The sequence below is a fragment of the Collinsella sp. OM04-5 genome, assembly GCF_003439125.1.
Taxonomy (GTDB): domain Bacteria; phylum Actinomycetota; class Coriobacteriia; order Coriobacteriales; family Coriobacteriaceae; genus Collinsella.
Genome location: NZ_QSUU01000011.1, coordinates 14458 through 33913 on the forward strand (window position 1 = coordinate 14458; position 19456 = coordinate 33913).

Annotated in this window: 15 protein-coding genes; 13 read left to right on the forward strand and 2 right to left on the reverse strand. The window is 60.4% G+C overall.

What is annotated here, in order from left to right:
- Window positions 1-616: 616 nt before the first annotated feature.
- The 11 genes from DXB53_RS07430 to DXB53_RS07480 all read left to right on the forward strand — a co-directional run bounded on the left by DXB53_RS07430 (window position 617) and on the right by DXB53_RS07480 (window position 13963).
- Complete coding sequence (locus DXB53_RS07430) at window positions 617-1378, forward strand: EFR1 family ferrodoxin (protein WP_117583954.1); 762 nt, start codon at window positions 617-619, stop codon at window positions 1376-1378.
- A 343-nt stretch (window positions 1379-1721) separates the two neighbouring features.
- The gene (locus DXB53_RS07435) at window positions 1722-2234 is read left to right on the forward strand and encodes a PTS glucose transporter subunit IIA (RefSeq protein ID WP_158549283.1); all 513 of its coding nucleotides are present in this window, start codon (window positions 1722-1724) and stop codon (window positions 2232-2234) included.
- Window positions 2235-2252: 18 nt separating this feature from the next.
- Window positions 2253-3107 (forward strand): PRD domain-containing protein, encoded by an 855-nt coding sequence (locus tag DXB53_RS07440; protein ID WP_117583999.1) that lies wholly within the window; start codon window positions 2253-2255, stop codon window positions 3105-3107.
- A 99-nt stretch (window positions 3108-3206) separates the two neighbouring features.
- Entirely contained in the window at window positions 3207-4823 is a 1617-nt protein-coding gene (locus tag DXB53_RS07445; RefSeq protein WP_117583956.1) for a PTS transporter subunit EIIC, read from the forward strand.
- 3 nt (window positions 4824-4826) lie between these two features.
- Window positions 4827-6209: a 6-phospho-alpha-glucosidase gene (locus DXB53_RS07450; protein WP_117583957.1), complete on the forward strand. Its 1383-nt coding sequence runs from the start codon at window positions 4827-4829 to the stop codon at window positions 6207-6209.
- Between the two features lie 256 nt (window positions 6210-6465).
- The gene (locus DXB53_RS07455; RefSeq protein ID WP_117583958.1) at window positions 6466-8298 is read left to right on the forward strand and encodes an NAD(P)-binding protein; all 1833 of its coding nucleotides are present in this window, start codon (window positions 6466-6468) and stop codon (window positions 8296-8298) included.
- A gap of 50 nt (window positions 8299-8348) precedes the next feature.
- Window positions 8349-10103 carry a [FeFe] hydrogenase, group A gene (locus tag DXB53_RS07460; protein WP_117584000.1) on the forward strand — a complete coding sequence of 585 codons (1755 nt, stop codon included), beginning with the start codon at window positions 8349-8351 and terminating at the stop codon, window positions 10101-10103.
- Between the two features lie 2 nt (window positions 10104-10105).
- Window positions 10106-11164, forward strand: coding sequence for an ABC transporter substrate-binding protein (locus DXB53_RS07465; RefSeq protein ID WP_117583959.1), 1059 nt, complete (start codon window positions 10106-10108; stop codon window positions 11162-11164).
- 3 nt (window positions 11165-11167) lie between these two features.
- Window positions 11168-12544, forward strand: coding sequence for an ATP-binding cassette domain-containing protein (locus tag DXB53_RS07470; protein ID WP_147329347.1), 1377 nt, complete (start codon window positions 11168-11170; stop codon window positions 12542-12544).
- 215 nt (window positions 12545-12759) lie between these two features.
- The gene (locus DXB53_RS07475; protein WP_117583961.1) at window positions 12760-12960 is read left to right on the forward strand and encodes a hypothetical protein; all 201 of its coding nucleotides are present in this window, start codon (window positions 12760-12762) and stop codon (window positions 12958-12960) included.
- 91 nt (window positions 12961-13051) lie between these two features.
- Window positions 13052-13963: a CPBP family intramembrane glutamic endopeptidase gene (locus tag DXB53_RS07480; RefSeq protein ID WP_147329348.1), complete on the forward strand. Its 912-nt coding sequence runs from the start codon at window positions 13052-13054 to the stop codon at window positions 13961-13963.
- Here the strand turns inward: DXB53_RS07480 and DXB53_RS07485 are convergent.
- Window positions 13960-16092, reverse strand: coding sequence for a YgiQ family radical SAM protein (locus tag DXB53_RS07485; RefSeq protein WP_233503843.1), 2133 nt, complete (start codon window positions 16090-16092; stop codon window positions 13960-13962). The two genes, DXB53_RS07480 and DXB53_RS07485, sit on opposite strands and share 4 nt — an antisense overlap.
- Window positions 16093-16342: 250 nt before the next feature.
- On the opposite strand from DXB53_RS07485, the gene DXB53_RS07490 reads away from it, so the two are divergent.
- The gene (locus DXB53_RS07490; protein ID WP_089572184.1) at window positions 16343-17059 is read left to right on the forward strand and encodes a YoaK family protein; all 717 of its coding nucleotides are present in this window, start codon (window positions 16343-16345) and stop codon (window positions 17057-17059) included.
- A 122-nt stretch (window positions 17060-17181) separates the two neighbouring features.
- On the opposite strand, the gene DXB53_RS07495 is transcribed toward DXB53_RS07490, so the two are convergent.
- Complete coding sequence (locus tag DXB53_RS07495) at window positions 17182-17721, reverse strand: hypothetical protein (protein WP_147329349.1); 540 nt, start codon at window positions 17719-17721, stop codon at window positions 17182-17184.
- Between the two features lie 412 nt (window positions 17722-18133).
- Here DXB53_RS07495 and fucO point away from each other — a divergent pair, with 412 nt between their 5' ends.
- On the forward strand, window positions 18134-19300 hold the full coding sequence (gene fucO, locus DXB53_RS07500) for a lactaldehyde reductase (RefSeq protein ID WP_022094861.1): 1167 nt from the start codon (window positions 18134-18136) through the stop codon (window positions 19298-19300).
- The last annotated feature ends 156 nt before the right edge of the window (window positions 19301-19456 follow it).

The window sequence follows — 19456 nt, forward strand, 5'->3', positions numbered from 1 at the left end:
GCCCGCTAGAGCGAGGTGAACCAAGGGCCCCGAGCAACTACGCTCGGGGCCCTTTTTGTTTGCCGTATCCGATCGCTAGTTCAAATGTGATTTCCTCGGGAATGCATCTAGAGGATGCCGTGGGCCTGTTTCCTACCATGCGGCAATGGGTCCCATGGGGTGCGCCGTGCATTTTTTGGAGTATTCTGCAGTTCGAGTTGTCTGCATATGATTTGACGTCGCCAACGGTGGCCTTCGGATATCCCTAGCGAGCGTTCTGAGTCAGATTTCGTCGTTTTCCGGAGCAGGGGCGCGTCATTCTCGCCATGTCGGGACTTAAAAGGATGCGGCGCCCTACAGTTTTGCCCATCCGCGGCGGTGCTGGCGCGGTCACGTTGCAGAATACTCCGTTTTTTGCACGGGCCAGGATGGGGTACCTCAGGAGAACGCGGCGGTATCCCGTAAATATATACAATCTGTACCGTAATTTATACAAAACGAAGAGGCAGACAGCGTAGGGTGGGTGCATTGGGGTGCCTGGCGCACCGAAACGGGGAGCTCTCCCCATGCGCCGTATACTCTGTCTGAATGTGAAAACGGCTTGACGCGTTGCCAGGCGTAGGGAGAGGGTGCCTCGATGAGCGTATTCGAAATTGTGTTTAGTCCGACGGGTGGAACGCGGAAGGTGTCTGGCCTTGTGGCCGGGGCGCTGGACAATAATACCGTTACCGTCGATCTGACCGATAGCGGGCTAGATCTCAGCGCTGTCTCGATGACTGAGGACGACGTGGCCGTAATCTCTGTGCCGGCGTATGCCGGTAGAATTCCGGCTGTGGTGGCTGACCGGTTGGGCATGGTGCGCGGCAACGGGGCTCGGGCTGTTTTGGTTTGTGTATACGGAAACCGCGCGTTTGAGGACACGCTCGTAGAGCTGGAGGACGTTGCGAAGCATGCGGGATTCCGGGTAATCGCGGCAGTTGCAGCCATTGCAGAACATTCCATTGCGCGACAGTTTGCTGCCGGTCGTCCGGATGTGCAGGATGCGGCGCAGCTCGCAGAGTTTGCGCAGCAAATTCAGCAAAAGCTGTTGGCTGAGGATACATCCGAGCCCTCTATTCCCGGCAATCGTCCTTACAAACAAGCCAGAGGTCACCGCATGGCACCTGAGGCAACAGAGGATTGCGTCTCCTGCGGTGCATGCGCCGCGGCGTGCCCCGTTTGTGCTATCGACAAGGGTGACCCCAAACGAGCAGCTGGCGAGGCGTGCATCTCCTGCATGCGCTGCATTGCCGTATGCCCGCGAGGCGCTCGTAAGCTTGATCCCAACAAGCTATCCGCTGTTTCCCAGATGCTGAGCAAGGTTTGCGTCGTGCGGAAGGAATGCGAGCTCTTTGTCTAGCGCATACGAAATTGGTGCAATGGGGCCAGGTTAATCTGCACCAACCTGGTGCAAACAAACCTGTCCCCAATGCACCAGAGTGAGGAGTGTCCCCGAGTGCCGGCAGAAAAGGAACGTCCCCAAGTGCTGCCTAAATACCGTTTATCGAAGAAAAAATACCGCTCACCGGTCATAATGACTATTCTGGCTTTGGGCTTGTCTAAAATAACTCCCGTAAAAAGAAATGCGGAAGGTTACCGAGTCCCTCGGACGTGGGCCTAACCAAAGTCTTTGAACGGATGTGTCTCTATGGACGCATTCGCTTGATTTTGGTTGGGCTATATTTATGAAGGGACATGCCACCATGGGTTTCTTTTCTCGCCTGATGGGCGGTTCGGATGAGCAGAAGACTGCAACTTCCGAGTTCGAAATCCTCGCTCCTGTTTCCGGCGAGCTTGTTCATCTAGAAAATACCAATGACCCCGCTTTTAGCAGCCGTGCCGTGGGCGATGGCGTTGCCGTGGTTCCCCAAGAGGGAACGGTGTGCGCTCCTGTTTCCGGTACCGTCGCGGCGCTGTTCCCGACCGAGCATGCACTGGGCATCATGTCCGACGACAGCTCTGCTCAGGTGATGCTGCATATCGGAATCGACACTGTTAAACTTGAGGGCAAGGGCTTCCATGCGCTTGTTGCCCAGGGTGACCATGTCGACGCGGGCCAGCCCCTCGTTGAGGTCGATTTTGACGCGGTCCGCGCCGCCGGCTTCGATCCCACGGTCTTCGTTATCGTGTGCGAGCGTTCGGAGAACTCGACTCTTCGTGAGCACGCTTCCGGCCCTGTTGCTGTTAAAGAGCCTGTCGTCTGGCTTTCCGAGTAAATTCTTTTGGTGGGTACCGTGGTTATCAAGCGAGTTTTCAACAATAACGTCGCAATGGTCACTTCGGACGATGGCTCCGAGCTCATTGTCATCGGTCGAGGCCTCTGCTTTGGCCGTCATGCCGGCGACGCTATCGATGAAGCATCGGTCGAAAAGACCTATGCGCTGCAGGAGGGCACTTCTCAGGATTCGCGTACGATTGACCGCTTGGCACATCTTTTGGAGTCCATCCCCACCGTCAACCTCGTGATTTCCGAGGACATCGTTCAGATGCTTCGTCGAGAGCTCAATGTCGATATCAACGACAAGATCCTCATCGCTCTCGCAGACCATATCAGCCTTGCTTTGGAGCGTGAGCGCAAGGGCGTTCCCTGCGAGAACCCGTTGCTGCTCGAGATCCAGCAGTTCTATCGCAAGGAGTACGCGCTTGCGGGCCGTGCGCTGCAGATTGTCAAGGAGTATATGGGCATCCAGATGAGCGAAGAAGAGCAGGGTTTTATTACGCTGCATATCGTCAACGCCACCATGCCGCAGCGCTCAGACCGTCTGATCGTTTCGGTCCAGCTTGTTCGCGACGTGCTCGCGATTGTTTCCGAGCGCTATGCCACGACCCTCGATGACACCTCGCTGCCCTATGAGCGTTTCGTTCGTCACCTGCAGTTTTTCGCACAGCGAGCGCTCGATCCTGCGGCCGGGCAAATCAATGGCGACGCGCTGTTCCGAATCGATGAAACGGCGTATCCGTGCGCATTCTCGTGCGCGGACGCCATAGCTGCCCACTTGTCGTCTACCTATAACGTTGTCGTTACCGATGCCGAGAAGAGTTATCTCGCATATCACATTGTTAACCTGCTTGGAGAACCTGGTCTCTAGGCATAACGTGCCCATACATCGATTGATATAAGGCAGGACCTACGGTCTTGCCCAGGGCACATCTGTCTTAATTTGCGGAAAAGGAAGGGGAGTACCGCTATGACCGCAAAAAAGAAGTTCAATTTCAAAGCGCCGTTGGAGGTGTTCGCGAAGTCGATCGTCCAGCCGATGATGTATCTCTCGGTTGCCGGCATCCTGCTCATCGTGGGCATCATTCTGACCAACAAGACCATCTGCGCTTTGGTCCCCGTACTGGGCTCCGGTCCGTTCCAGCTTGTGGGCGCCGTTGTCTATCAGTCGCTGATGTTTATCATCAACAACCTTTCGATTCTGTTCTGCGTGGGTATCGCCGGTGCCATGGCAAAGAAGAACAAGGGCCACGCTTCGCTGATCGCCCTGATGTCGTTCTTCCTGTTCCTGCAGGCCAATAACATCGTGCTCAACGCCACCGGCTCTCTTGCCGAGGCGAGCGGCATGCTCGGCCTTACCGGAACCGGCCAGAGCACCGTTATGGGCATTCAGGTGCTCGATACCGGCGTGTTTGGCGGCATCATTCTTGGTTGCATCACCGGCGCCGTGTTCAACAAGTACTCGAACAAGCAGTTCCCCATTGCCCTTTCGATGTTCTCGGGCGTTCGCTTCCCGTTCCTGATCATGATCATCATCTCCTGGATCATGGGCGCTGGCTTCTGCATCGTTTGGCCTCCGGTTCAGGGTGCCATCTCCTCCGTTGCCGGCATCATTAAGGAGTCGGGCAACATCGGTCTGTTCATCTACGGCATGCTCAACAAGCTGCTCGTTCCCACCGGTCTGCACCACCTCATCTACACCCCGTTCCAGTTCTCCGATGTGGGCGGCACCCTTACGCTGGGTGATCAGGTTATCGCCGGCGCCTATCCCATCCGTGTCGCCGAGATGGCAATGACGGGCCAGCCCTTCTCCGATAGCACCTACTTCAACAGCTACACCTTCAACAACCTGTGGCCCTACATCGGTATCGGTCTCGCCTTTATCTTCACCGCCTACAAGCAGAACAAGGACAAGACCAAGGCTGTCATCATACCGCTGATCATCACCGCCGTGCTTTCCTGCGTGACCGAGCCCATGGACTTCCTCTTTGTCTTTGCCGCTCCCGTGCTCTTTGTCGTTCACTCGGTTCTTTCCGGCATCTTCCTGGTCCTGCTCAAGGTCCTCTCCGTGCCCGCTTCGACTGCAGGCGGCATCATCAACATCGTGGTTTCCAACCTGGTCCTCGGTGTCGATAAGACCAACTGGCCGGTCATGCTGGTGCTTGGAGTCGTCAACGCCGCTCTGTACTTCTTCCTCTTCACCTTCCTTATCAAGAAGCTCAACCTCCACACGCCTGGTCGCGAGGAAGAGTCCGAGCTTGCTGAGTCCGTTGCCGAGGGCGAGGCCGCCGCGTCTGTCGCGGTGAAGCAGGGCGCTGTTGCCGCGGCCCCCGCAGAGGGCGTCGATGCAGGTATTGCCGACCTGGTCGCAGGTCTTGGTGGCAAGGACAACATCGAGGAGCTCGAGAACTGCTTTACGCGTCTCCGCGTGAACGTTAAGAACCCGGACCTCATCAATGAGGACCTCATCAACCACGTGCCCAACAGCGGCATCAACCGCAACGGCAATAATATCCAGATCATCTTTGGCATGAAGGTCGCCGAGATGCGTGACAAGGTCGAAAACGCAATTGAGAAGGAGCAGTAAACAATGATCATTACTCTGTGTGGTGGCGGATCCACCTTTACCCCCGGCATCGTCAAATCCATCGCCCTGCGCAAGGACGAGCTCGACGTTGACGAGATTCGTCTGTACGACATCAACGAGGAGCGCCAGCGCAAGATCGGCGTGCTCGTGGACTGGATTTTGCACGAGGACCTCGGCCTGGACATCAAGCTCACGGTGACCACCGACAAGGAGACTGCCTTTACGGACGCGAGCTTCGTGTTTGCCCAGATGCGCGTGGGCGGCTATGCCATGCGCGAGCAGGACGAGAAGATTCCGCTGCGTCACGGCTGCGTGGGCCAGGAGACCTGCGGCTGCGGCGGCCTTGCCTACGGCATGCGCACCATCTTCCCCATGGTCGAGCTGATTGACGACGTTGAGAAGTATGCCAAGAAGGACTACTGGATTCTTAACTACTCCAACCCTGCCGCCATCGTCTCCGAGGGCTGCCGCGTCCTGCGTCCCAACGCTCGCATCATCAACATCTGCGACATGCCGATCGCGATTATCGACGTGGTTTGCGCTGCGCTCGACATCGACAAGAAGGATGTTGAGTACGATTACTTTGGCCTCAACCACTTTGGTTGGTTCACCTCGATCCGCCACAAGGGCGAGGAGGTGCTCCCGCAGCTGCGCGAGTACATCAAGGAGCATGAGATTCTGCTGCCCGATTCGTACCTCAAGGGCATGAGCTCGCTGATGTCCAAGAAGCCCGAGGAGGCCACTGACGAGCACCCCGAGCAGAACCGCCACACCAAGGGCAGCTGGTACTACGTCTGGAAGGGCGAGTACGAGATCATGGAGTGCTTCCCGGAGTACCTGCCCAACACGTATCTGAACTACTACCTGCAGCAGAAGGAGTTCGTCGAGCATTCCAACCCCGAGCGCACCCGTGCTAACGAGGTTGAGGAGACGCGTGAGAAGAACCTCTTCGACGGCATCGACCACTACGAGAAGACGGGCGAGATCGACGAGAGCACGTTCTATGCGGGCAGCCACGGCGACTGGATTGCCGATCTGGCTATCGCTCTGAAGAACGACACCAAGCAGCGCTTCCTGGTCATTTGCGAGAACAAGGGCGCTATCCCCAACATGCCCTACGACGCTATGGTCGAGCTGCCTGCCTACATTGGCAAGAATGGCCCCGAGGTCATCAGCCGCGACAACATTCCTCTGTTCCAGCAGGGCCTCATGATGCAGCAGCTGAACTCCGAGAAGCTCGTGGTCGAGGCTACGATCGAGGGTTCTTACGAGAAGGCGCTCAAGGCCTTTACGCTGAACAAGACCGTGCCTTCGATGAAGGTCGCCAAGGAGGTTCTCGACGACATGATCGAGGCCAACAAGGGTTACTGGCCCGAGCTTAAGTAAAAGCAACAGGGTCGCTGGCCGCATACCTGGAGCAATGCCCCGTCCACGTGATTGCGTGGGCGGGGCATTGTCATTTGGTAACGCGTTTTACCAAATATGGCATTTATCTGCGGTAATGTTCTATTTCACCGCCGAGGGTGACATTTCATACCGCCTGCCGAACTGCGTGGAGACCTAACAACTTTTTAGGTCAGTGTTGTGCGTGTAGCAACTTCGCCCGGCCTCGCCTCCGGGCTGCCATGTGAGAGGGGATCTTATGGCTCGACTGCACGTAATGGAACGCAGCCACGCTCAGGCCGTCATGGACGACCTGCACGATGCGCTCGGACGTCGTCTGGCGGTGAGTTCGCTCGCCCCGTGCCCCGTTGAGTTTACGGCAGCGCTCGTCAATCTGTGCTCCACCCAGAGCTGCGGCAAGTGCACGCCCTGCCGCGTGGGCCTGAGCGCGCTGAGCGACCTGCTCGCCGATGTGCTCGAAGGGCGCGCCGATGAGTCCACGCTCAACTTGATTGAGCGCACCGCCCGCACCATCTATCTTTCGAGCGATTGCGCCATCGGCTACGAAGCTGGCGCCATGGCACTCACGGCCATTCGCGGCTTCCGCGACGATTTTGAGCATCACATCCGCGAGCGCTCCTGCGGCTTTGACCGCGAGGCCCGCGTCCCGTGCGTTTCGGGCTGCCCGGCGCACGTCGACATTCCCGGGTACATTTCGCTGGTCGAGGCCGGCCGCTATGCCGACGCCGTCAAGGTCATCCGCAAGAACAATCCGCTGCCGCTCGTCTGCGGCCTGGTGTGCGAGCATCCCTGCGAGATGCACTGCCGCCGTGGCATGGTCGACGACCCCATGAACATCCTCGCCCTCAAGCGTTTTGCCGTCGAGCACGGTGAGCTCAACGACCACAAGCCGCATGTAGTGGACAACACCGGCAAGCGCGTCGCCGTGATCGGCGGCGGCCCGGCCGGCCTTTCCTGCGCCTACTACCTGGCCGTGATGGGCCATAAGGTGACCATCTTTGAGCAGCGCCACCACCTGGGCGGCATGCTGCGCTATGGCATCCCCAGCTATCGTCTGCCGCGCGAGCGCCTGCAGGCCGAGATCGACTGGATTTTGAGCGCCGGCATCGACGTTGAGCTCGATCACTCCGTCAACGGCGAGGAGCTTGCCCGCCTGCGCGACGAGTTCGATGCCGTCTACCTGGCCATTGGCGCCCACAGCGATAAGAAGCTCGGCCTTCCGGGCGAAGAGGCGCCCGGCGTGGAGTCGGCCGTCAAGATGCTGCGCGCCATCGGTGACGACGAGCTGCCCGACCTGAGCGGCCAGCGCGTGTGCGTCATCGGCGGCGGCAACGTGGCCATGGACGTGGCGCGCTCTGCCGTGCGCTGCGGTGCCGAAAAGGTGAGCATTGTCTACCGCCGCCGCATCTGCGATATGACGGCTCAGGACGCCGAGATTGCCGGTGCCCAGGCCGAGGGCTGCGAGGTTCTGGAGCTGACGGCGCCGCTCGCCATCGAGACGGGCGAGGACGGTCGCGTGAGCGGCCTGCGCGTGCAGCCGCAGATTATCGGCGAGCCCCGTCGCGGTCGTCCGGCCCCGCGTGCCGCCGCCACGCCCGAGCGCGTCATTCCCTGCGAGCGCGTGTTCGTGGCCATTGGCCAGGACATCGATTCCAAGCCGTTTGAGGACATGGGCATCGTCTGCAAGTGGGGTCGCGTCGTCACCGATTCGGATGGCGCCGTGCCCAACTTCGACGGCCTCTTTAGCGGCGGCGACTGCCAGACCGGTCCCGCCACCGTCATCCGGGCCATCAACGCCGGCCGCGTTGCTTCGGCAAATATCGACCGCTACCTGGGCTTCGACCACAAGATCAAGCTCGACGTTGAGCTGCCGACCGTGCAGTTTAAGGGCAAGCACGAGTGCGGCCGCTGCGAGCTGGGCGAGCGCGAGGCCGGCGAGCGCATCCGCGATTGGAATCTGGTCGAGCAGGGCCTTACCGAGGAAGAGGCACGCCAGGAGGCAAGCCGCTGCCTGCGTTGCGACCACTTTGGCTTTGGCGCGTTCCGCGGAGGGAGGAACCTGGAATGGTAGAGCCCAACAAAACCACTGTCAGCGACAACACCGAAAGCGGAGCACTCAACATGGTCAAGCTCACGATCGATAACTGCGAGGTCGTGGTGCCCGAGCACACCACGATCCTGGATGCGGCCAAGTCCGTCGGCATCCAGATTCCCACCCTGTGCTATCTGCGCGATCTGAACGAGATCGGCGGCTGCCGTGTGTGCGTGGTCGAGGTTGAGGGCTGCGACCAGCTGGTTGCCGCCTGCAACAACTACGTACTCGACGGCATGGTGGTCCACACCAACAGCCCCAAGGCCCGCGAGGCGCGTCGCACCAACGTGCAGCTGCTGCTGTCCCAGCACGACTCGCGCTGTACGAGCTGCGTGCGCAGTGGTAACTGCAACCTGCAGACCATCGCCAACGACCTGGGCATCTTCTATCTGCCGTACGAGCAGCACCTGGCGCGCGAGGGCTGGGACTTCGACTTTCCCATCATCCGCGACAACGACAAGTGCATCAAATGTATGCGCTGCATCAAGGTGTGCGAGAGCGTGCAGGGCTTAGGGATTTGGGACCTGACCAACCGCGCCACGCATACCGCCGTGGGCACCCGCGGGCGTGCGCCGATCGGCAAGACCGATTGCGTCGCGTGCGGTCAATGCATCACGCATTGCCCGACAGGCGCGCTGCGCGAGCGCGATGACACCGAGGCCGTGTTCGACGCTCTCGCTGATCCCGACAAGATCGTGTTGGTGCAGATCGCGCCGGCCGTGCGTAGCGCTTGGGGCGAGGAGCTCGGCATTCCGCGCGAGGAGGCCACCGTCGAGCGCCTGGCCTGCGCACTGCGCCGTGTGGGCTTTGAGTACGTGTTCGATACTGATTTCTCGGCCGACCTCACCATTATGGAGGAGGGCTCCGAGCTGCTCGAGCGCCTGGGTAAGGCCGCCAAGGGCGAGGGCGACAGCCGCGGCTGGCCCATGTTCACGAGCTGCTGCCCGGGCTGGGTACGCTTTGTGAAGGCGCGCTATCCGGAGTTTGTTGACAGCCTGTCCACGTCCAAGTCGCCGCAGCAGATGTTTGGCGCTGTCGCCAAGACTTATTACGCCAAGGTTCTGGGCGTGGAGCCCGAGCGCCTGTTTGTGGTGTCCGTGATGCCGTGCACGGCCAAAAAGGCCGAGTGTGCGCTGTCGAGCATGGTGGGCGAGGACGGCGCGCCCGACGTGGACGTTGCGCTGACGGTGCGCGAGATGGTACGCATGATCCGCGCAAGCCACGTGAGCGTCGGCACGCTGGTCGAGGAGCCGCTCGATACGCCGCTGGGCTTTGGCACGGGCGCGGGTGTGATCTTTGGCGCCACGGGCGGCGTGATGGAGGCCGCCGTGCGCTCGGCATATTACCTGGTGACGGGCGAGAACCCCGACGCCGACTTCTTTACCGACGTGCGCGGCCTGGACGGCTGGAAGGAAGCCGTGGCCGATATCGATGGCACCAAGGTGCGCGTCGCCGTGGCACACGGGCTGGGAAACGCTGCCCGTCTGCTCGACGCGATTCGCGACGGCCGCGTGAGTTATGACTTCGTTGAGGTTATGGCATGCCCGGGCGGCTGCGTCGGTGGCGGCGGTCAGCCCATCCATGACGGCTGTGAGCTGGCAGCCGAGCGCGGCCAGGTACTGTGGGGCCTCGATGCGAACGCCAAGATTCGCTTCTCGCACGAGAATCCCGATGTCCAGGCGTGCTATCGCGAGTTCTTGGGTGCGCCGCTGTCGCCGCTGGCCGAGGGATTGCTGCATACCGACCATCACGCATGGACGATGCCTAACGAGGGGACGTGCTAGCGATGCGCGCGTTTGATTTTGAAATGTCGCGCCGGGGATTTGCCTCGGCGCTTGCCGCGGGCGCGTTGTCGCTTGCGCTGGTTGGCTGTGGCGGCGGAGCTGCGGGGGCGAGGTCTTCTGCGGGTTCGGCTGCTGGGTCTGCGGCGAGTGGCGCTGCCGCTGAGTCGGTCGAGGTGCGCGTTGCCTCGCTCAAGGGACCGACGTCGATCGGTCTGGTGCAGTTTATGGACCAGGCTGCCGATGGCGAGACGGACAATGAGTTCGACTTTGCGATCAGCGCCGCGGCCGACGAGATTGTGCCCAAGGTCATTCAGGGCGATATCGACATTGCCCTGGTGCCGGCCAACTTGGCGAGCGTGCTCTACAACAAGACCGAGGGTGCGGTGCAGGTCATCGACATCAACACGCTGGGCGTGCTGAACGTTGTGACGGGCGACGCAGGCGTGGCCTCGTTTGGCGATCTGGCGGGTCGTACCGTCTACATGACGGGCAAGGGCACCACGCCGGAGTACGTCATGAACTACCTGCTGGAGCGCGCGGGCCTGACCGGTCAAGTGACGCTCGAGTTTAAGAGCGAACCCACCGAGGTGCTGTCGGCCCTGCTTGCCGACCCGTCCGCCGTGGGCGTGCTGCCGGAGCCATTCAAGACCGCTGCCATCGCCAAGAGCGAGGGCAAGCTGTCGGCACCGGTGAGCCTGACCGATGTGTGGGACGAGCTCGCGGGTGACACGGGCTCCCGTTTGCTGACGGGCGTGACCGTGGTGCGCCGTGCCTTTGCCGAGGAGCATCCCGAGGCCGTTGCGGAGTTCTTGAGCTGCCATGCGGCGAGCGTTAAGGCTGTCAATGCGGCGCCGGCAGACTGGGCGCAGGCCGTGGTCGATGCCGGCATCGTGGACAACGCCAAGATCGCCGAGAAGGCGATTCCCGGGTGCATGCTTGTCTGCCAGACGGGCAAGGATATGAAGGCGGCGCTCTGTGGGTACCTGCAGGTGCTGGCCGATGCGGACGCGAGCGCCGCGGGCGGTAAGCTCCCGGCCGATGATTTCTACTACATGGAGTAGCCCGTGCGTGCGTTTGCTCGACAAATGACAGAGCGTATGAAGGCGGTGTCGGCAGCAGGTGCCGTCGCCGCCTTTTGGCTTGCTGTGTGGGTGCTGGTGGCGGCGCTGGTGGCGCAGCCGCTGATTTTGCCGGGGCCGGGTGCTGTTGCCTTGGCGCTGCTGCGCCTGATATGCGATGCCGGCACGTGGGCGATTCTGGCGGGCTCGGGCGCGCGGATACTGGGCGGGCTGGCGCTTGCCGCGGTATGCGGCGGTTTGTTGGCCGGGATTTCTGTACGGTCGCGGGCGTTTGCCCGCTTGGTGGCGCCGGCGCTTTCGTTTGTTAAGGCGACGCCGGTTGCCTGCGTGGTGGTCCTGCTGCTTATTTGGTTGGGGTCGGCACGTGTGAGCATCGCGGCGGTCTTTTTGATGGCGCTGCCGGGCGTATATTTCTCACTGGTCGAAGGCTTGTCGCAGGTGGATAAGCCACTGGAGCAGATGTTCCGTCTGCATGGCGTGCGCGGCTGGCGACTGTTTTGCGCCCATACCTGGCGCGAAGTCCTGCCGTTTGTGCTTTCGTGTGCGCGTGCCGTGATCGGCATGAGCTGGAAGGCCGGTGTGGCAGCCGAGCTGATCGGCATGGCGGTGGGCACCGTGGGTGAGCGCATCTATCAGGCGAAGCTTTTGATTGAGACGGCTGATCTGCTGGCGTGGACCGTGCTGGTCGTTGCCGCCTCATGGGCGTGCGAGCGCGTGCTGGTGTGGCTGCTGCGGGTTTCGGGGCCCGTGGCGTGGGGTGCGGCCGTGCGGGCGCATGGGCATGGGCTGCGCGGGCGTGCGAGGGCTGCGGGCGATGGCGCTGCAGCGGAGCTTGCGCTTGCCGTGGGCGATCGCGCGCCCTGGGCGCCGGCGCTCGACGGGCTGGTGCTCAACGTGCCCGCGGGTGGGCGTATCTGTGTGATGGGCGCCTCGGGTGCGGGTAAGTCGACGCTCCTTGCCCTTGCGGCAGGGGAGTGCGCACCGTGCTCGATGGTGTTTCAGGATGCACGCTTGGTCGAGTCCGCCTCGGCGCTGGATAACGTGCTGGTGTGCGCCGATGCACGCGTGGACGCCTCGAGTGCTGCGGCCCTGTTGCGCTTGCTGGTGCCGGGGGTCGATGTGCATGCTCGCGTGGCCGAGCTTTCGGGCGGGCAGCGCCGTCGTGTCGAGATCGCTCGAGCCCTGCTGTGTCCGGGCGGCGCGGTGATTCTTGACGAGCCCTTTACCGGTTTAGATACCGCTGCGCGCGACGCATGCGCCGAGGTCGTGCTCGACTTGCTCGACGGCCGCATGCTCCTGCTTGCCACGCACGATGTCGCCGACGCTCAGGCCCTCGATATCTCGGATATCATCACGCTCTAAATACTAACTCAGCAACAAAATGATCCGTTTTCCTTCGTCCCCATGGGGTCGGGTGTGGTATTCTATCTGCGGGGTAATACTTAGGAATACCAAGTAATACCAACGCCGTAGAAACAAACTCCAGATGCGGGCCAATCGGGTTGCCTTCACAGCCCGTCGCCCAGCCGCGTGGCCCGCATCTATCCGCACTACCGTCGTTTCAAAAAGGAAGCGCCATGGCAGAACACATGACCCCCGTAGTCGCGAAGGTCTTGCCCGAGGAGAAGGCAGCCTTCGCGGCGGCAACCCAGCTCGTGGGCACCACGCCGTCCAACGCCATCCGCATGTTTATCGCCGCGTTCAATCGCTGCGGCACCTTCCCGTTTGACATCTCGCCCAACGGGGCTTTTGGCACTGCGCCCGATTCTCATCAATAATGACTGTCCCAAACTGCCGGCATTTGGGGACGTTCCTTTTCTGCCGGCAGTTAAGGAACGTCCCTAAGTGCCGGGTTTTGAGGAGGTTGGCATGCTCAATGCGATGATTTGGGCGCTTGCCTGTTTTGGCGTCGTCGCTGCCGATATCGCCCTGAGCGTGGTTTTGTTCTCCGCTCTGGGCGTCGCATCGGTGTTCATGGGCTTTTCGATTGACGGCCTCGATATTCAATTGCTTCAGGCTGTCGCGCAGACGGCATCGTTTTTAATGGCGCTGCTGTGGTGGCGTTATCTGTGGCCGCGTTCGTTTATGGCACGCCGGCAATGCGCGCATCCGCTCGGCGGGGGAGCGCGTGGGGCGTGGAAGCGCATCGCCTGCGTTATCGTGATCGGCCTTGCCCTGCAGGTGGTCGTTGGCTACGTGACCGACGCCGTGCTGTCGCTGTTGCCCGAGGCTGCGGCCGACTACAGCGAGCTTGTCGAGGAAACAGGCATGGGCGACACCAGCTATCTCGCCGTCCTGACTACGGTGCTCGGCGCCCCATTTTGTGAAGAGCTGCTGGTACGCGGCATTATTTTTGAGTTTTCGCTTCGAGCGTTTAATCCGCAGTGCCGCCCACTTTGGAAGCGCCGGCGTCGTGCGGGTGCGCAGGACGGCGCCATGGTGCCCTGGGCGGCCCCGAGCACGTGGGGTATCACCGCGGCGATTGTGCTGCAGGCGGCAATCTTCGGTTTTATGCACATGAATTGGGTGCAAGGTTGCTACGCGGGTGCCGCTGGCCTCATCTTTGGTTGGGTGCTCGTGACGACCGGAAAGCTCCGCTACACGATCCTGCTGCACTTCGCCTTTAATGCCGGGTCGTATCTCATGACGTTGCTCTGGTTTGTGAACACGCCGTTCGACGTGGCAATTACGGTCGCCATCGCCGGCGTCATCCTCGTTGAGGCAATGCGGTCGCTGCGCCGCGCGTGTGGGATGGATGCAGCGAGCGCACCGCTGCCCTAGTTGCGACGCCCGCCGCCGTTGGCGCCCTGTCGCCCCTGGGCCGCGCGATTGCGCCCGGCGGTGTTCTGCGCACGCGACATGCCACCGTGCCCCTTGCTGCCTTTGGGTCCCTTGCCAGCGCCGCCAACGCCACCGTGGGCCTTGCCGCCCTTCTTGCCGGTGCCATGCCCCCCGCCGGCAGATGTCTCGCCCGGGCGCGGCGGCACGGGGCGAATCAGGCAATGCTTGGTGTAGCCAATCAGATCGCGGCGGCCGGCTTTTTCCAGCGCCTCACGCACGAGCTTGTAGTTCTCGGGCTTGCGGTATTGGATGAGCGCACGCTGCATGGCCTTCTCGTGTGGGTCGCGTGCCACGTAGATCGGCTTCATGGTGCGTGGGTCCACGCCGGTGTAGTACATGCAGGTCGACATGGTGGACGGCGTGGGGTAGAAGTCCTGCACCTGCTCGGGCATGTAGCCCATGTCGCGCACGGCCTCGGCAAGGTCCACGGCTTCCTTCATCGTTGAACCGGGGTGGCTCGAGATTAGGTACGGCACCACATACTGCTTGAGTCCGTATTCGCGGTTCAGGCGTTCAAATTTACGGCAGAACGCGTCGTAGACGGCGCGGCTCGGCTTGCCCATCACGGAGAGCACCGCGTCGCTCACGTGCTCGGGCGCTACGCGTAGCTGGCCCGAGACATGGTGTTCCAGCAGCTCGCGCAAAAACTCGTCCGAGGCGTCGGCCATGGTGTAGTCAAAGCGGATGCCGCTGCGCACGAAGACCTTCTTGACGCCTGGCAGCTGGCGCAGGTCGCGCAACAGCTGCGTGTAGCCGCTCTCGTCGACCACCATGTTCTTGCACACGCTCGGCCACAGGCAGCGCTTGTTCTTGCACACGCCGTGCTTGAGCTGTTTGTCGCAGGCAGGACGGCTAAAGTTGGCCGTCGGTCCGCCCACGTCGTTGATGTAGCCCTTAAACTCGGGGTCGCGCGTGAGTAGCTCGGCCTCGCGCATAATCGAATCGTGGCTACGCATCTGCAGCACGCGGCCCTGGTGGAAGGTCAGCGCGCAAAACGAGCACTCACCAAAGCAGCCGCGGTTAGAGCTGATGGAAAACTTGATCTCGGCAAAGGCCGGCACGCCGCCTGCCGCGTCGTAATCGGGATGCCAATCGCGTGCGTAGGGGAGTTCGGCAACCTCGTCCATCTCATCGGTGGTGAGCGTCGCCGACGGCGGGTTCTGCACCACATAGACGCTGTTGGGGTAGGGCTCTACCAGGCGGTGTCCGGTGATGGGATCCATGTTCTGCTGCTGCACATTAAAGCTGCGCGCGTAGTTGAGCTTGTCGGCGGCAAGGTCGTCCCAGCTGGGCAGCAGGTCGTAGTCGTAGACCTCGTCGAGCGAGTTGGTACGGTAGACGGTGCCGTTGATATAGGTGATTTGGTCGACGGGCAGGCCCGCGTCGAGCGCGTCGGCGATCTCGACGATCGCGTGCTCGCCCATGCCGTAGATGAGGATGTCGGCGCCCGAGTCGAGCAGCACCGAGCGCTTGAGCTTATCCTGCCAGTAGTCGTAGTGGGCCAGACGACGCAGGCTCGCCTCGATGCCGCCGATGATGATGGGCGCGTCCTTGAACGTTTGGCGGATGAGGTTGCCGTAGACCGTGACGGCGCGGTTGGGGCGGTGCCCCTCTTTACCGCCAGGGGTGTAGGCATCGGTGTGGCGACGATGCTTGGTCACCGAGTAGTGATTGACCATGGAGTCCATGTTGCCGGCGGAGACCAGAAAGCCCAGGCGCGGCTCGCCGAGCACGGTGATACTGGCGGGATCGGTCCAGTCGGGCTGACAGATAATGCCCACTTTGTAGCCGTGTGCGTCGAGCACGCGGCTGACGATGGCCATGCCAAAGCTGGGATGGTCCACGTAGGCGTCGCCGCAGATGTAGACGAAGTCGCACTGGTCCCAGCCACGCGCATCCATGTCGGCGCGGCTGACGGGGAGGAACTTGTCGCGGCCCGGACGCCAGGGGCGGACGGGTGTCGCCTTGACGGTTGTGGCCTGTGCCTTACCGCCGCGCTTTTGCTGCTGGCCCTGTTTGCCCTGCTGACTGCGCTGGTTGTTCTGAGCGTGCTGAGGCTTTTTTGCCACGATCCCTCCCGGTGTTTGTATGCTGCACGTAATTGTAACCAGTCTTTTTAGGACGGGGCTAAAAAGACTGGTGGAGTACACGAGGTCTCGGGTGTCGGTGCCGCGCCCGCCGTTTGTTTCCAGACTGTGTATCTGCGCGTTGGAGAACCCGTCTCGCGCGTACGCCATGTTGTCAATGGGTTACAGTATGAACGGCGGCTATGTTTCCGCCAACGCACGAGAGAGTCGTCAACAAGGAGGATGCACGACGATGCAGCGTGCCAAACAGATATCGGAATCCATTGAGCTGGGCATCATCTTGGCGCTCGCCGGTGGCTTTATGGATGTGTATTCGTACATTGGGCGCGACCATGTTTTCGCCAACGCGCAGACGGGCAACATCCTGCTGGTGGGCGTGAGCATCTCGGAGGGCAATTGGGCACTTGCGGGGCGTTACTTCTTCCCTGTGGTTTCGTTTGCTGTGGGCATTATGCTTGCCGACCTGGTACACGAGCGTTTTGGCAGCGTGATCCACTGGCGTCAGGTGACGGTGTTCTTTGAAGCCGTCATCTTGCTGGGCGTGAGTTTTATTCCCGGTGGCGATTTCAACCTGCTCGCCAACTGCCTTACTTCGTTTGCCTGCGGTATGCAGGTCGAGAGCTTCCGCAAGATTCATGGACACGGCATCGCCACGACCATGTGTATCGGCAACCTCCGTAATGCCTTGCAAAACGTGGACGACTACATCATTACCCACAAGCGCGGCTTTTTGGAAAACGGCCTGCTGTACTTTGGCGTGATCTTTACCTTTGTGTTTGGCGCCGTGTTGGGCAACTGGTGTATTGAGCGCATGGGCCTGCACGCCATCGTCGTGGCGAGCGTGCTGCTGTTTGTCGCGTTTGCCATCATGTTTATCGACCGCGAGCGCGACTTGCGTTTTCGCTGGAAGGTTGCGGCCGAGGCTTGGAAAGAGGGCTGCCGAAAGTAACCGAATGCGGCAAAGAGACAGCCCCTTTGCCGCATTATTTTTCATCTCTATGTAGTACAGCTTCAGGAGCCAGAAAAAAACTATCTAGCTCCTGAATGTTGTTGCGAACTGCTTTTTGCAATTTATTCGAGATGCTCTTCAATCCGAGCCCTCAGAAGGGCAATGGCTGTGGGTATTCCAATTGCGGCGGCTAATTCGGCTTTATCCAAAACCTGTATGTTAAAGCACGATTGTTTATCACATTGAAGGACGTTAACTGAAGATAGCTTCACTTCCCGTTGACTGAATATATCGTAATCTCCAAATAGGAAGTTACCTTTTATTGTGTAATTCGGTATGTTCGTTACGCACTTCATCTCAAGTCTGTTTAGGCCATAATCGAACACCGCAACTTCCTTGTGTTCGATGATGAGCGCAACCCTGGGCATGTTACTAAAACCACCGTCGACGACAGTAAAGAGCTTTTCATTTGCATCGTCATAAACGGTGTATTTAAGACTCAATAGCTGTCCTAGTGGACCCGTGAACCCATGTCTTTTGATGTTGAGGTTGTCTCCCGCTGGGTTGACGAGAGCCAGAGCATGCGGATAAGGGTTACCTTCAATTGAGATTCGATATTCGTTTGTAGCCGTCTTGCTCGATTTAGGACCAGTAGCCTTCACGCGTCATCGCCTCGATTGAATTGGAACCGTCTTCTGCTTCGTGCGGAGAATTACGCTGTATGTTGCAGTACATGCAGCTGCAATAACCGCATGGGCAATTTCTAACAAAATGAATGACACTATTTGCTGCATGCATATTAATTACTATAAAGTATCCTTTTATAAACGTATTGTCAAACATATATTGCTAAAACAGAAACAATTTATAGACTGAGTTGGTCGTATTCTTTGGGCAATTGCTCCTATAATCTAGCCTTCGCTGCAGTCGGGAGGGAAGGACTGGGGCTCCGTTATTATGTTGAAACGCTTTAACACTTTTGACGTTCTCATGCATTTTTTGTTTCAAAAGCGTTAGGATGGGACTCATAGCGTGGGGCGTAATGGGCGCCCCGCACACGATGGGAGGCTATCAATGGCTAATCGTTTCGTTCTCAACACCATTTCTTATCATGGTTCTGGCGCCATCAAGGAGATCCCCGGCGAGCTCCAGCGTCGTGGCTACAAGAAGATCTTCGTCTGCTCCGACCCCGATCTGGTCAAGTTTGGCGTTACCGCCAAGGTAACCGACGAGCTCGACGCCGCCGGTATTGCTTGGAGCCTCTACTCCGAGATTAAGCCCAACCCCACCATCCAGAACGTCAAGGACGGCGTCGAGGCCTTTAAGGCCGCCGAGGCTGACGCTATCGTGACCATCGGTGGTGGCTCCTCCATGGACACCGCCAAGGCTATCGGCATCATCATCAACAACCCCGAGTTCGCCGATGTCCGCAGCCTCGAGGGCGTTGCTCCGACTAAGAACCACGCTGTGTTCACCATCGCCGTGCCGACGACCGCCGGTACCGCTGCCGAGGTGACCATCAACTACGTTATCACCGACCCCGAGAAGGTCCGCAAGTTCGTGTGCGTCGATACCAACGACGCCCCCGAGGTCGCCGTCGTCGACCCCGACATGATGGCTTCCATGCCCGCCGGCCTGACCGCTTCCACCGGCATGGACGCTCTGACCCACGCTATCGAGGGCTACACCACCAAGGGCGCTTGGGAGCTCTCCGACATGTTCCACTTTGAGGCTATTAAGCTGATCAGCGAGAACCTGCGCGACTCCGTTGCCGAGGCCAAGTCCGGTCAGCCCGGCTCCGGCCGCGAGGGCATGGCTCTTGGCCAGTATGTCGCCGGCATGGGCTTCTCCAATGTCGGCCTGGGCATCGACCACGCCATGGCTCACACCCTGTCCGCTCACTACGACACCCCGCACGGCGTCGCTTGCGCCATGCTGCTGCCGATCGCTATGGAGTTCAACAAGCCGGTTTGCGCCGAGCGCCTGGCCAAGGTTGCCGTTGCCATGGGTGTTGACACCACGGGCATGAGCACCGACGAGGCTGCCGACGCCGCCATCGCCGCCGTCAAGCAGCTCTCCGCCGACGTGAACATCCCGCATGTCTGCGAGGCCATGAAGGCCGACGAGATCGAGGTCCTGGCCAAGGACGCCATGGCTGACGCCTGCTTCCCGGGCAACCCGCGCGAGGCGACGCTCGACGACGTCATCGAGCTCTTCAAGAAGATCTGCCCGGCTGCTTAACCTGGTTCGGCGGGCCCCGCCCGTTAGCCCCAGAATCGTCCTCGGACATGTCGGAGGCCCCGCTGCGCACTACGTGCGGCGGGGCCTCCTTCTGTCCTGCGGAAAGATTCTGGGGCTAACGGGCGGGGCCCGCCGGCTCGTTGTCGTGGCGGGGGC

What these genes read in the sequence shown, in the direction of transcription:
- DXB53_RS07430 (WP_117583954.1), top strand. Translation starts at nt 617, where the DNA reads ATGAGCGTATTCGAAATTGTGTTTAGTCCGACGGGTGGAACGCGGAAG.
- DXB53_RS07475 (WP_117583961.1), top strand. Translation starts at nt 12,760, where the DNA reads ATGGCAGAACACATGACCCCCGTAGTCGCGAAGGTCTTGCCCGAGGAG.
- DXB53_RS07465 (WP_117583959.1), top strand. Translation starts at nt 10,106, where the DNA reads ATGCGCGCGTTTGATTTTGAAATGTCGCGCCGGGGATTTGCCTCGGCG.
- DXB53_RS07450 (WP_117583957.1), top strand. Translation starts at nt 4,827, where the DNA reads ATGATCATTACTCTGTGTGGTGGCGGATCCACCTTTACCCCCGGCATC.
- DXB53_RS07480 (WP_147329348.1), top strand. Translation starts at nt 13,052, where the DNA reads ATGCTCAATGCGATGATTTGGGCGCTTGCCTGTTTTGGCGTCGTCGCT.
- DXB53_RS07455 (WP_117583958.1), top strand. Translation starts at nt 6,466, where the DNA reads ATGGCTCGACTGCACGTAATGGAACGCAGCCACGCTCAGGCCGTCATG.
- fucO (WP_022094861.1), top strand. Translation starts at nt 18,134, where the DNA reads ATGGCTAATCGTTTCGTTCTCAACACCATTTCTTATCATGGTTCTGGC.
- DXB53_RS07445 (WP_117583956.1), top strand. Translation starts at nt 3,207, where the DNA reads ATGACCGCAAAAAAGAAGTTCAATTTCAAAGCGCCGTTGGAGGTGTTC.
- DXB53_RS07435 (WP_158549283.1), top strand. Translation starts at nt 1,722, where the DNA reads ATGGGTTTCTTTTCTCGCCTGATGGGCGGTTCGGATGAGCAGAAGACT.
- DXB53_RS07460 (WP_117584000.1), top strand. Translation starts at nt 8,349, where the DNA reads ATGGTCAAGCTCACGATCGATAACTGCGAGGTCGTGGTGCCCGAGCAC.
- DXB53_RS07490 (WP_089572184.1), top strand. Translation starts at nt 16,343, where the DNA reads ATGCAGCGTGCCAAACAGATATCGGAATCCATTGAGCTGGGCATCATC.